Raw genomic sequence first — 11,898 nt, forward strand, 5'->3', positions numbered from 1 at the left:
CAGTAATATGAGCCGCCGGGGGGAAGCGGTCATGGCGCTGCGCGCATCGTCGTCGGGAGCGGGTCGGGTCGTCGCCGGCCGCTACGTGCTGCTGCACCGGCTGGGCCGGGGTGGCATGGGGCATGTCTGGCTGGCCCATGACCAGAGACTCGCCTGTGAGGTCGCTCTCAAGGAGATCGTGTTCCGCGATCCGGCCGAGCCCGGCCAGGAGCGGGAGACCAGGGTCGCCCGTGCCCGCGCGGAGGCCCGGCACGCGGCCGGTCTGCGTGATCACCCGCATGTGGTGACCGTGCACGACGTCACGGAGCACGAAGGCCTGCCGTGGATCGTCATGGAGTACGTGGCGGGCGCCGTCGATCTGCGGGAACTGGTCGCCCGGCGCGGCCCGCTCGCCCCCGCCGAGTGCGCCCGGATCGGACTGGCCGTGCTGGACGCGCTGGCCACCGGTCACGAGCGGGGCGTACTGCACCGGGACGTGAAACCGGCGAACATCCTGCTCGCCCCGGACCGCACCGGAGCCCCGTACGGGCGGGTCCTGCTCACCGACTACGGCATCTCCGTGCAGCCGGACACAGGTGAGACGCGGTACACCATGGCGTCGGGAGTGGTCGGCACCGCGGGCTGGCTGGCGCCGGAGCGGGCCACCGGGAATCCGGCGACGCCGGCCGCCGACCTGTTCTCCCTTGGCTGCACGCTGTACCACGGCGTCGAGGGGCACGGCCCCTTCGAGCGGGAGTCGCCGCTAGCGTCGATCGCGGCGGTGGTCACGGAGGAGCCGCGCCGGCCGGTGCGGGCGGGCGCCCTGGAACAGGTGCTGCGAGGCCTGCTCGAGAAGGATCCCGAGCGGAGGACGTCCGCACGGGTGCTGGAGGCAAAACTGTCACGGCTCGTCACTCCCCAGTCCGAGTCGCACGTGCGGCCGCCCACCGACCTGGGTTCCCAGCCGCCCTGGGCCGCGTCGGCCCTGCCCGCGGTCGGGGCCGGAACTGCCACGAGCACGACAGGGCGCACGGGAGCCGCAGGACGGGAGGAAGCCGCCGGACCTGCGGATTCCGCGGCGGGTACCGCACGTGCGGGACGTGCGGGTCCCTCGGCGGCCGGGACCGCCCCCGCGCACCAGCGTCCGCGCCACCCCGGCCTGCGGGCCGCCGTCGCCGGCGGGCTCGGGGTGGTGCTGGCCCTGGGTGGCACCTGGTACGCGCTGGCCGACCGGACGGGCGACGGCGGGGTGGCGACGGCGCCGTACGGAGATGCCGTGGGGCTCGTCGAGCCGCTCGAGCGGGGCGACTGCGTGCGCGCCGTCTGGCCCGGCGGGCGCCGGTTCGCGGGCCCGCCCCGGCTCGGCGTCGAACCGGCCTGTGCGGGCGCGGCGGGGCGGGAGGTCGACGGGCAGGTCGTGGGATTCGTCGGGGCTTCCTCCGCCGAGGAGGCGCGGGAGCTGGGTCCGGCCCGGTGCGAGGAGGCCACACGGGAGTTCCGCGGGCGCATGGCCGCGGTGCGCCCGCTCGCCGTCGTACCGGTCCCGGACGGGTTCGAGGAGGCCGGGCGGCGCACCGCCTGTCTGGTCCTGGGGGCGCATGGGCCGTCGTACGGGCCGCTCGGCGACCGGCGCCCGTTCGGCGCCGCGCTCGCGGACACCCTGCCGATGCAGCGCCGGGACTGCCTGGACGCGCGTCCGGGGCGTCGGGCCCTGCTGGTACCGTGCGGCGGCCGGTACGACGAGCAGGTCCTCGGATTCACCCGGCTGGGCGAGGACGTCACGCTCGCCGAGGCGCGCGGGGTGTCGGACGCGGCGTGCGCCCGTGAGGTACCTCCGCGTGACTACGGCTTCGACCCGTCCGTCCACGAGGCCGGGTCGTGGACCGGTGAGCGGTCCTGGGAAACGGGCGCACATGTCGTCGTGTGCACCGTAAAAAGGCGGAACGGGGGCACCATGGAGGGAACCGAACCATGAGGAGGGTGTCGCGATGCCCGATACCAGCAACGGTTCCACCTCGACGAAGACCATGGGAGTACTCACCGTCGGCGGGCTCGTCGCCGTGACGGCGTACACGGCGGCGCTCGGCAGCAACGGATGGCTGTGGTTCGGCTGGGTCGTCCTGGGCCTGATCACCCTCGCCATGGTCGCCACGCGCAGCGCCTGAGCCACCCGCTGGACCGCGGTCGGTGGCCGGGCCGCCCGCGGTCCGCACCTGACGGGCCGGCTCACTTCGGTGCGAGCCGGCCCGTCAGGTGCACGCCCGGCTGGTACTTCGGCAGCCGGACGGTGACCCTCATGCCGGCGCCGACCGCGGTCTCGATGACGAGGCCGTAGTCGTCGCCGTACACCTGGCGGAGCCGCTCGTCGACGTTGGACAGACCGATTCCGCCCGTGTGGTCGACCTCGCGGGCGAGGATGCGGCGCAGAAGGCCGGGATCCATTCCGGCGCCGTCGTCCTCGATCACGACGAGCGCTTCGGCGCCGGTGTCCTGCGCGGTGATCTGTATGCGGCACTTGTCGGCCTTGCCCTCTAGGCCGTGCTTGACGGCGTTCTCGATGAGGGGCTGCAGGCAGAGGAAGGGCAGGGCGACCGGGAGCACCTCGGGGGCGATCTGCAGGGTGACGGAGAGGCGGTCACCGAAGCGGGCTCGGACCAGCGCCAGATAGTGGTCGATGGCGTGGAGTTCGTCGGCGAGGGTGGTGAAGTCGCCGTGCCTGCGGAACGAGTAGCGGGTGAAGTCTGCGAACTCCAGCAGCAGTTCACGGGCGCGCTCGGGGTCGGTGCGCACGAACGAGGCGATCACGGCGAGCGAGTTGAAGATGAAGTGCGGGGATATCTGCGCCCGCAGCGCTCTGATCTCGGCCTCGATCAGGCGGGTGCGGGACTGGTCGAGGTCGGCGAGTTCGAGCTGGACGGAGACCCAGCGGGCGACCTCTCCGGCCGCCCGGACCAGGACCGCGGACTCGCGGGGCGCACAGGCGACGAGGGCGCCGTGCACCCGGTCGTCGACGGTGAGCGGGGCGACGACGGCCCAGCGCACCGCGCAGTCGGGGGTGTCGCAGGTGAGCGGGAAGGCCTCGCCGCGGCCGGAGTCGAGGGGACCGGTCAGGCGTTCCATGATCTCGGTGCGGTGGTGGGCGCCGGCGCCGTCCCAGACGAGGACCTGTTCGCGGTCGGTGAGGCACAGGGCGTCGGTGCCGAGCAGGGAGCGCAGTTTGCGGGCGGACCGGCCGGCGGCCTCCTCGGTCAGTCCGGCCCGGAGCGGGGGTGTGGCCAGGGAGGCGGTGTGCAGGGTCTCGAAGGTGGCGTGCTCGACGGGCGTGCCGAGGCCGGCCAGTCCGGGCGGCCGGGCGGTGCGCCGGCCGAGCCAGAAGCCCGCGGCCAGCAGGGGCAGGACGGCCACGCACAGGCCCGCCAGGAATCCACTCACTTGGACACCTCCGTCCGTAGTTCCTCCGGCAGATGGAACCGGGCGAGCACAGCCGCCGTGCCGGGCGGTACCCGGCCGGGGGTGGCCAGGGAGACCAGGATCATGGTGAGGAAGCCCACCGGCACCGACCACAGGGCGGGCCAGGCGAGGAGCGCGTGCCAGGCGCCCTGGCCCGGGTAGCCGGCCATGGTCGCGGCGACGGCGAGGAAGGCGGAGCCGCCGCCGGTCAGCATGCCGGCCGCCGCGCCGGGCGGGGTGAGCCGGCGCCACCAGATGCCCAGGACGAGCAGCGGGCAGAACGAGGAGGCCGACACGGCGAAGGCGAGCCCCACGGCGTCGGCCACCGGCAGCCCGCCGACCAGGATGCTGGCCAGGAGCGGGACGGCCATGGCGAGCACCGTGCCGAGCCTGAAGTGCCGTACGCCGCGCGAGGGCAGGACGTCCTGGGTGAGCACGCCGGCCACGGCCATGGTCAGCCCGGACGCCGTGGACAGGAACGCGGCGAAGGCTCCCCCGGCGACCAGCGCGCCGAGCAGGTCGCCGCCCGCTCCCCCGAACATGCGGCCGGGCAGCAACAGCACGGCGGCGTCCGCGTCGCCGGTGAGGGTGAGTTCGGGGGCGTAGAGGCGGCCGAGGGCTCCGTAGACCGGGGGCAGCAGGTAGAAGGCGCCGATCAGGCCGAGGACGGCGACGGTGGTGCGGCGGGCGGCGACGCCGTGCGGGCTGGTGTAGTAGCGGACCACCACGTGCGGCAGGCCCATGGTGCCGAGGAAGGTGGCGAGGATCAGCCCGTACGTGGCGTACAGCGGGCGTTCCTCGCGGGACTCGGCGCGGGAGGGCGAGAGGGCGTCGTCGGCGCCGCGTCCCGCGGCCGGGACCTCGGCTCCCTCGGCGAAGGTCAGCCGGGTGCCGCCGTCGATGCGGTGGGTGCCGGCGGGCAGGCGGACCTCGGTGCCGTCGTGTTCGCGGCCGTCGACGATGCCGTCCACGGTGACGGCCAGCGGTGCGGTGATCCGCAGGTCGACGGTGTCGTCGACCCGGACGACACGCTGTTCTCGGAAGGTGGCGGGTTCGTCGAAGGCGTGGCTGGGCGCCCCGTCGCTCTGCCAGGCGAGGACCAGGAACAGTGCGGGCACGAGCAGGGCGGTGAGCTTGAGCCAGTACTGGAAGGCCTGCACGAAGGTGATGCTGCGCATGCCGCCGGCGGCGACGATGACGGTGACCACGACGGCGACGATCACTCCGCCGAGCCAGTCGGGGGCACCGGTCAGCACGGTCAGGGTGAGCCCCGCGCCCTGGAGCTGGGGCAGCAGGTACAGCCAGCCGACGCCGACGACGAAGGCGCCGGCGAGCCGCCGCACGGCCTGCGAGGCGAGCCGGGCCTCGGCGAAGTCGGGCAGTGTGTAGGCGCCGGAGCGGCGCAGCGGGGCGGCGACGAACAGCAGCAGCACCAGATAGCCGGCGGTGTAGCCGACCGGGTACCAGAGCATGTCGGGGCCCTGGACCAGGACCAGGCCCGCGATGCCGAGGAAGGACGCGGCGGAGAGGTACTCGCCGCTGATGGCGGCCGCGTTCAGGCGGGGGCCGACGGTGCGGGAGGCGACGTAGAAGTCGGAGGTGGTGCGGGAGATCCGCAGGCCGAAGGCGCCGACGAGAATGGTCGCCAGGACGACGAGGGCCACGGCGGGTACGGCGTAACTGGAGTTCACGGCGGTTGCGTTCCCTCAGCGGTCCTCGACGAGCCGTACGAAGTCGCGTTCGTTGCGTTCGGCGCGGCGTACGTACCAGCGGGCGAGCAGGACCATCGGCGGGTAGAGCCCGAAGCCCAGGACCGCCCACTCCAGCCTGCGGGTGTCCGGGGTGGCCGCGAAGACCAGCGGAAGGGGGCCGATGAGCAGGACGAGGACGGCGAACACGGTCAGTCCGGTGCGCAGTTGGATGCGCATCAGGGAACGGACGTAGGTGTGACCGAGGGTGGTCTGCTCGTCGATCTCGGTGCGCGGACGGTAGTAGCCGAAGGAGCGGCGGGATCGGCGGGGCGGGCCGGTGACGACCACGCGGCGTTCGGTCGGGTCCTGGGGCACGCGTTCCCCTAGCTCGTGGTCCGGCGCATCAGCAGGTCCCGCAGTTCACGGGCGTGCCGCCGACTGACCTGGAGTTCCTCGGAGCCGATCAGGACGCTCACGGTGCCCGCGTCCAGGCGGAGTTCCCCGATGTGGCGCAGGGCGACCAGATGGCGGCGGTGGATGCGGACGAAGCCGCGCGAGCGCCAGCGTTCCTCCAGGGTCGACAGCGGGATGCGGACGAGGTGACTGCCGCGGTCGGTGTGCAGGCGGGCGTAGTCGCCGTGGGCCTCCGCGTGCGTGATGTCGTCGACGGCGACGAAGCGGGTCACGCCGCCGAGTTCGACGGCTATGTGGTCCGGGTCGGGTTCGTGCACGGGGATCCGCGGAGTGCTGCCGCGCTGTGCGGCGGCGCGCAGTTCGACGACGCGGCGGACCGCCTCGGCCAGCCTCTCCTTGCGGACGGGCTTGAGGACGTAGTCGACGGCCTTGAGGTCGAAGGCCTGCACGGCGAAGTCCTCGTGGGCGGTGACGAACACGACCAGCGGCGGCCGGGCGAACCCGCCGAGCAGCCGGGCGAGGTCGAGGCCGTCGAGGCCGGGCATCTGGATGTCGAGGAAGACGACGTCGATGGCCTCGGGCCCGTCGGGTCCCGACTCCAGGGCGCGGTTGATGCGGCGCAGCGCCTCGGTCGCGTCGCCGGCGCCCTCGGCACTGCCGATGCGGGGGTCCGCGTGCAGCAGGTAGAGCAGTTCCTCCAACGAGGGGCGTTCGTCGTCGACGGCCAGGGCGCGCAGCATGAAGGTGGAGTCTAGGGGGGATTTCCACGTCTGGACATGGCTCGGACGTGGGCTTTTCCATCGGCCGGGAGGCTCTCGGATGCCCCGCGGGCCCGGGGCGGTGCCACGGGCGCCGCCACGACCGGCACCGGTCACCGCGCCTGACGGCGGGGACGGTCACCACGCGACGGGAAAGGCCGGCCGGTGCTGGTTACAGTGCGGATATGAGCAGCAGGCCCGCGCCGTTCGACGAGCTCGACCGACAGATCGTCACCGCGCTGATGGCGAACGCCCGGACGTCCTTCGCCGAGATCGGCGCGGCGGTCGGCCTGTCGTCGACGGCGGTCAAGCGCCGGGTGGACCGTCTGCGCGAGACGGGGGTGATCACCGGGTTCACGGCGACGGTGCGGCCGTCGGCGCTGGGCTGGCGGACGGAGGCGTACGTCGAGGTGTACTGCGAGGGTGCGGCGCCGCCCCGGCGGCTGGCGGAGGTGGTGCGCAACCATCCGGAGATCGCCGCGGCGATGACGGTGACCGGGGGCGCCGACGCGCTGCTGCATCTGCGGGCACGGGACGTGGAGCACTTCGAGGAGGTGCTGGAGCGGATCCGCGCGGAGCCGTTCATCCGCAAGACGGTCAGTGTGATGGTGCTGTCCCATCTGATTCCGGAGAGTCCGGAGGCGGGCGCGAGCCAGCCGGCTCCGTAGAGTTCACGGGGCCCGCGCGAGGCGCAGCAGACGTGCGTGAGGCGGTCGGAACACGCAGCATTACTGCGTGAGCGCGCAACTCATGTTCCTTGTCGTCCGAGCCGGTCGCTCCCTACCGTGGACATACCCCTGATGACACCGCGTGGAAGCGGAGGAACCTCTCTGTGACCGATGCCCGTGTGCCGTCCCGACGGCGCTACCTCGTCTGCGATCCCGGACACTTCGACGTGCGGTACGCGATCAACCCCTGGATGCGTCCCGACCGTCCCGTCGATCTCGCCCTGGCCCAGCGCCAGTGGCGCGCGCTGATCGATGTCTACCGCGCCCACGGTCATACCGTGGACAGCGTGAAACCGGTACCCGGCCTGCCCGACATGGTCTTCGCCGCGAACGCGGCGGTCGTCGTGGGGGGCCGCGTCCTCGGCTCCCTGTTCCTGGCGCCCGAACGGCGCCCCGAGTCCGTGCCGTACGAGAGCTGGTTCAAGGGGGAGGGCTTCGACGTCCACCGTCCCGAGTCGGTGTGCGAGGGCGAGGGCGATCTGGTCGTGGCCGGGCGCTGGATCCTCGCCGGCACCGGGTTCCGCACCACGCGCGAGGCGCATCACGAGGCGCAGGAGTTCTTCGGGGTGCCCGTGATCGGCCTGACGCTGGTGGATCCGTACTTCTACCACCTGGACACGGCGCTGTTCGTGCTGGACGAGGAGAACATCGCGTACTACCCGGAGGCGTTCTCGCCGGGGAGCCGCGAGGTGCTGGCCCGGCTGTATCCGGACGCGGTGATCGCGACCCGCGAGGACGCGATGGCGTTCGGCCTGAACTCCGTCTCCGACGGGCGCCATGTGTTCATCTCCCCCGAGGCGACAGGCCTCGCCGCCCAGCTCACCGACCGAGGCTACGTTCCCGTCCCCGTCGACCTGTCCGAGTTCCACAAGGCAGGCGGCGGGATCAAGTGCTGCACTCAGGAGATCCGCTCATGACCGCTGTCGCCCGTACCCGTTCGTCCGCCGAGCTGATCGGCGCGGAGGAGCCGGTTCTCGCGCACAACTACCATCCGCTGCCCGTGGTCGTCGCGAGCGCGCAGGGCGCGTGGGTGGAGGACGTGGAGGGCCGCCGCTACCTCGACATGCTGGCCGGCTACTCGGCGCTGAACTTCGGCCACCGGCATCCCGCACTGACCGAGGCGGCGCACCGCCAGCTGGACCGGATCACGCTCACCTCGCGCGCCTTCCACAACGACCGCCTCGCCGAGTTCGCCGAGCGGCTGGCGGCGCTGACCGGGCTGGACATGGTGCTGCCCATGAACACCGGCGCGGAGGCGGTCGAGAGCGCGGTGAAGGTGGCCCGCAAGTGGGCCTACGACGTGAAGGGCGTCCCGGACGGCCGGGCGACGATCGTGGTCGCCGCGAACAATTTCCACGGCCGGACGACGACCATCGTCAGCTTCTCGACGGACGAGACCGCCCGCGCCGGCTTCGGGCCCTTCACCCCCGGTTTCCGGGTCGTCCCGTACAACGACCTGGCGGCGCTGGAAGCGGCGGTCGACGACACGACGGCGGCGGTGCTGATCGAGCCGATCCAGGGCGAGGCGGGGGTGAACATCCCCGACGACGGCTATCTGACGGGCGTACGGGAACTGACGCGCCGCGCGGGGTGCCTGTTCGTCGCGGACGAGATCCAGTCGGGGCTCGGCCGTACGGGGCACACCCTCGCCGTGGACCACGAGTCGGTCGTCCCGGACATGGTCCTGCTCGGCAAGGCGCTGGGCGGCGGCATCGTCCCGGTGTCGGCGGTGGTGGCCCGGCGCGAGGTACTCGGGGTTCTGCACCCCGGCGAGCATGGTTCGACGTTCGGTGGCAATCCGCTGGCCGCGGCCGTCGGCACGGCGGTGGTGGAGCTGCTGGAGACGGGTGAGTTCCAGCGCCGGGCGGCGGAACTGGGCGTGGTGCTGCGTGGCGGGCTGGAGTCCCTGGTCGGCCGGGGCGTCGTCGGTTTCCGTTCGCGCGGACTGTGGGCGGGCGTCGACATCGACCCCGCGCTCGGCACCGGCCGGGAGATCAGTGAGCGGCTGATGCGGGAGGGAGTCCTGGTCAAGGACACCCACGGGTCCACCATCCGGCTGGCCCCGCCGCTCACCGTCCGGGGCGAGGAGCTCCAGGACGCCCTGGAGACGCTGGGGAAGGTGCTGGGCCAGGGCGGCTGACCTTCCTGTCCCGTTCCCGGGTTCTGCCCGGCCCGTGGCAGACGGGTGGGTGGGCGGAACCACGGGCGGGTGGACGCGTGGGCGGGTGGACGGGCCGGTCCCTGTCGTCCGTCCGCCCGTCGCCCGTCCGCCCGTGGTTCGCCGGTCCGGGCCTCGCCCAGGAAGCCCTCTGCCCGGTTCCCGGGTGAAGATGGGGTCAAGAGGTGGAGGACCACTCCCAGCGACGGATGAGGTCGGCCGTGGGCGGACACGTGAGCGGACACGGGGAGCAGGGCGTTGCCCGGCAGGGGTTCGACGTGGCCGATGCCGCCCCCCTGCTGCTCGATTTGCAGGGCGTGGTGACGAGCTGGACCGGTCCGGCCGAGCGGCTGCTGGGGTATACGGCGACCGAGGCGGTGGGCGGGAAGCTGTCCGATCTGCTGACCGCCGAGAACGCCGAGCGGGTGCCGGAGCTAATCAAGCGCTGTCGGGCCGACGACGGCTGGGCGGGCCTGATGACGGCCCGGCACCGGGACGGGCATCCGGTCCCCGTCATGGTCAGGGTGCTGCGGACCGTGAAGCCGCGGGGCCGCTCGTCTCTGCTGGTGCTGTTGTCGGAGCCGGCCGGCTCCCCCGGCTGGGACATGAGCCGCACGATGCTGGAGCAGATGGTCGCCGGATCGGCGATCGGGCTCGCGATCGTGGACACGGACCTGCGATACGTGTGGTCGAACCCCGCGCTCGAGCAGTTCGGCGGCGGTCCCTCCCAGCGGCGGCTGGGGCTGCGGTTCACCGATGTCCAGCCCGGCCTGGACGCCGGACCCGTCGAGGCGCAGATGCGCCACGTCCTGGAAACCGGCGAGTCGGTGACCGGCTTCGAGCAGGTCGGTCAGGCCCGTTCGGCACCGCTGCGGGAAACCGCGTACATGCTGTCGTTCACCCGGCTCGACGACGACCGGGGCCGTCCGACGGGCGTCTACTACAGCGTCGTCGACATCACCGATCGGCACCGCGCGCGCCGACGCCTCGCGCTGCTCGACCGGGCCGGCCGGCACATCGGACGCACCCTGGATGTCATGCACACCGCACAAGAGCTGGCCGACGTCGCCGTTCCGGAGCTCGCGGACTTCGTGACCGTGGACCTTCTGGAGACGGTGCTGCGGGGCGCCGAGCTCCCGCCGGGACCGCTCGCGGGGACGGACAAGGTGCCCTTGTGCCGCGCGGGCCACCGGTCGGTCCACGAGGACCTGCCGCGCACGGTCCAGGACATCGGCACACCGGTCTCCTATCTGCCCGGTTCGCCGCCGGTCCGCTGTCTGGCCACGGGCCGGTCCTGGCGTCAGGAGCAGCTCGACCCGCTCGCCCTGGAGTGGGCCGAGAGCACGCCCGGCCGCCGGGAGGCCACATTCCTGGAGCTGGGGCTGCAGAGCGTGATGATCGTGCCGATCCGCGCCCGGGGGGTCACCCTGGGCGTCACCGTGTTCTTCCGGCGCCGCAGGGACCCCTTCCTCGAGGAGGACCTGAACCTCGCCGAGGACCTCGTCTCCCGCGCCGCCGTCTGTGTGGACAACGCCCGGCGCTATACCAGGGAGCGGGACGCGGTGCTCGCGCTGCAGCGCAGCCTGCTGCCCCGCCGGCTCCCGGAGCAGGAAGCCGTCGAGGTGGCCGCGTGCTACCGCCCGGCCGACGAGCTGACAGGTCTGGGCGGCGACTGGTACGACCTGATCCCGCTGCCCGGCGCCCGCGTCGCCCTCATCGTCGGCGAGGTGCCCGGGCACGGCATCGACGCCGCCGCCGCGATGGGCCGGCTGCGGACCGCCGTACGGACCCTGGCCGCGCTGGATCTGCCGCCCGAGGAGGTACTCGCGCGTCTCGACGACCTGGTGGCGCGGTCCGCGCGGGAGGAAGGCTCGGACCTGGTGGGGACCTACGGCCAGGCCGTGGGATCCGGCTGCCTGTACGTCGTCTACGACCCGGTCGACGGCCGGTGTGCGATGGCCTCCGCGGGCCATCCCGCGCCCGCACTGGTGTCGCCGGACGGCACGGCCGACTTCGTCGAGCTGCCGGTGGGGCCCCCGCTCGGCGTGGGTGGCCCGCCGTTCGAGGCGAGGGAGCTGTCCCTGACCGAGGGCAGCACGCTCGCCCTGCACACCGACGGTCTGCTGACCGACACGGAGACCGGTTCGACCGCGGGCGGCCAGGACCGGTTGCGACAGGCACTGCAAGGGGCCGCGCCCTCGCTGGAAACGCTGTGCCGGACGGTGATGGACACCCTGGTGCCGACCCGCCCGTACGACGACGTGGCGCTGCTGCTGGCCCGTACCCGGCTCCTGGACGCCGGCCAGGTGGCGTTCTGGGACCTGCCGACGGATCCGGCCGCGGTGGCCGAGGCCCGCAGGACGGCCACCCGGCAGCTGGGCCGCTGGGGCCTGGACGAACTGGTCTTCACCACGGAGCTGATCGTCAGCGAACTGGTCACCAATGCCATCCGGTATGCCACCGGCCCCGTCCGGCTGCGGCTGATCCGTGAGCGCACGCTGGTCTGCGAGGTGTACGACGGCGGGGCGACCACACCCCATCTGCGCCATCCCCGCGCCATGGACGAGGGCGGGCGCGGCCTGCTGCTGGTCTCGCAGCTCGCCCAGCAGTGGGGCACCCGCTTCGTTCCCGAGGGAAAGGTCATCTGGGCCGAGCAGTCGCCGACCGGCCCGGACGACCCTCTCTTCGGCTGACACCTCCGGCACCGCACGTTTCCTGCC

At 72.9% G+C, this 11,898-nt stretch carries 10 protein-coding genes; 6 read left to right on the plus strand and 4 right to left on the minus strand.

The window, feature by feature from the left end; genetic code table 11:
- Window positions 1–31 precede the first annotated feature (31 nt).
- Together V4Y04_RS04310 and V4Y04_RS04315 are read left to right on the plus strand one after the other, a co-directional pair.
- Window positions 32–1,954 carry a serine/threonine-protein kinase gene (locus tag V4Y04_RS04310; RefSeq protein ID WP_332425970.1) on the plus strand — a complete coding sequence of 641 codons (1,923 nt, stop codon included), beginning with the start codon at window positions 32–34 and terminating at the stop codon, window positions 1,952–1,954.
- A gap of 13 nt (window positions 1,955–1,967) precedes the next feature.
- Window positions 1,968–2,144: a hypothetical protein gene (locus tag V4Y04_RS04315; protein ID WP_107098506.1), complete on the plus strand. Its 177-nt coding sequence runs from the start codon at window positions 1,968–1,970 to the stop codon at window positions 2,142–2,144.
- 61 nt (window positions 2,145–2,205) lie between these two features.
- Here the strand turns inward: V4Y04_RS04315 and V4Y04_RS04320 are convergent, their stop codons facing one another.
- The 4 genes from V4Y04_RS04320 to V4Y04_RS04335 are packed head-to-tail and all read right to left on the minus strand — an operon-like array spanning window position 2,206 to window position 6,274.
- Window positions 2,206–3,411 carry a sensor histidine kinase gene (locus V4Y04_RS04320; RefSeq protein WP_332425971.1) on the minus strand — a complete coding sequence of 402 codons (1,206 nt, stop codon included), beginning with the start codon at window positions 3,409–3,411 and terminating at the stop codon, window positions 2,206–2,208.
- Entirely contained in the window at window positions 3,408–5,120 is a 1,713-nt protein-coding gene (locus V4Y04_RS04325) for a sodium/solute symporter (protein ID WP_332425972.1), read from the minus strand. Before V4Y04_RS04325 ends, V4Y04_RS04320 begins: the two co-directional genes overlap by 4 nt.
- Before the next feature lie 15 nt (window positions 5,121–5,135).
- Complete coding sequence (locus V4Y04_RS04330; protein WP_332425973.1) at window positions 5,136–5,495, minus strand: hypothetical protein; 360 nt, start codon at window positions 5,493–5,495, stop codon at window positions 5,136–5,138.
- An 8-nt stretch (window positions 5,496–5,503) separates the two neighbouring features.
- Window positions 5,504–6,274 carry a LytR/AlgR family response regulator transcription factor gene (locus V4Y04_RS04335; protein WP_332425974.1) on the minus strand — a complete coding sequence of 257 codons (771 nt, stop codon included), beginning with the start codon at window positions 6,272–6,274 and terminating at the stop codon, window positions 5,504–5,506.
- A gap of 203 nt (window positions 6,275–6,477) precedes the next feature.
- On the opposite strand from V4Y04_RS04335, the gene V4Y04_RS04340 reads away from it, so the two are divergent.
- The 4 genes from V4Y04_RS04340 to V4Y04_RS04355 all read left to right on the plus strand — a co-directional run bounded on the left by V4Y04_RS04340 (window position 6,478) and on the right by V4Y04_RS04355 (window position 11,871).
- A complete protein-coding gene (locus tag V4Y04_RS04340; RefSeq protein ID WP_257853230.1) occupies window positions 6,478–6,960 on the plus strand; it encodes an Lrp/AsnC family transcriptional regulator in 483 nt (160 codons plus the stop codon).
- Window positions 6,961–7,124: 164 nt separating this feature from the next.
- A complete protein-coding gene (gene ddaH, locus V4Y04_RS04345) occupies window positions 7,125–7,937 on the plus strand; it encodes a dimethylargininase (RefSeq protein WP_332425975.1) in 813 nt (270 codons plus the stop codon).
- Window positions 7,934–9,160 carry an ornithine--oxo-acid transaminase gene (gene rocD / locus V4Y04_RS04350; protein ID WP_332425976.1) on the plus strand — a complete coding sequence of 409 codons (1,227 nt, stop codon included), beginning with the start codon at window positions 7,934–7,936 and terminating at the stop codon, window positions 9,158–9,160. The genes ddaH and rocD overlap by 4 nt, the downstream gene beginning before the upstream one ends.
- A gap of 251 nt (window positions 9,161–9,411) precedes the next feature.
- Complete coding sequence (locus tag V4Y04_RS04355; protein WP_332432706.1) at window positions 9,412–11,871, plus strand: SpoIIE family protein phosphatase; 2,460 nt, start codon at window positions 9,412–9,414, stop codon at window positions 11,869–11,871.
- Window positions 11,872–11,898: the final 27 nt, after the last annotated feature.

This window comes from Streptomyces sp. P9-A2 (genome assembly GCF_036634175.1).
Lineage (GTDB): Bacteria > Actinomycetota > Actinomycetes > Streptomycetales > Streptomycetaceae > Streptomyces > Streptomyces pratens.

Excerpts from the sequence above, each read along its gene's own strand:
- V4Y04_RS04310 (WP_332425970.1), top strand. The coding sequence starts at position 32 with ATGGCGCTGCGCGCATCGTCGTCGGGAGCGGGTCGGGTCGTCGCCGGC.
- V4Y04_RS04315 (WP_107098506.1), top strand. The coding sequence starts at position 1,968 with ATGCCCGATACCAGCAACGGTTCCACCTCGACGAAGACCATGGGAGTA.
- V4Y04_RS04335 (WP_332425974.1), bottom strand. The coding sequence starts at position 6,274 with ATGCTGCGCGCCCTGGCCGTCGACGACGAACGCCCCTCGTTGGAGGAA.
- V4Y04_RS04340 (WP_257853230.1), top strand. The coding sequence starts at position 6,478 with ATGAGCAGCAGGCCCGCGCCGTTCGACGAGCTCGACCGACAGATCGTC.
- rocD (WP_332425976.1), top strand. The coding sequence starts at position 7,934 with ATGACCGCTGTCGCCCGTACCCGTTCGTCCGCCGAGCTGATCGGCGCG.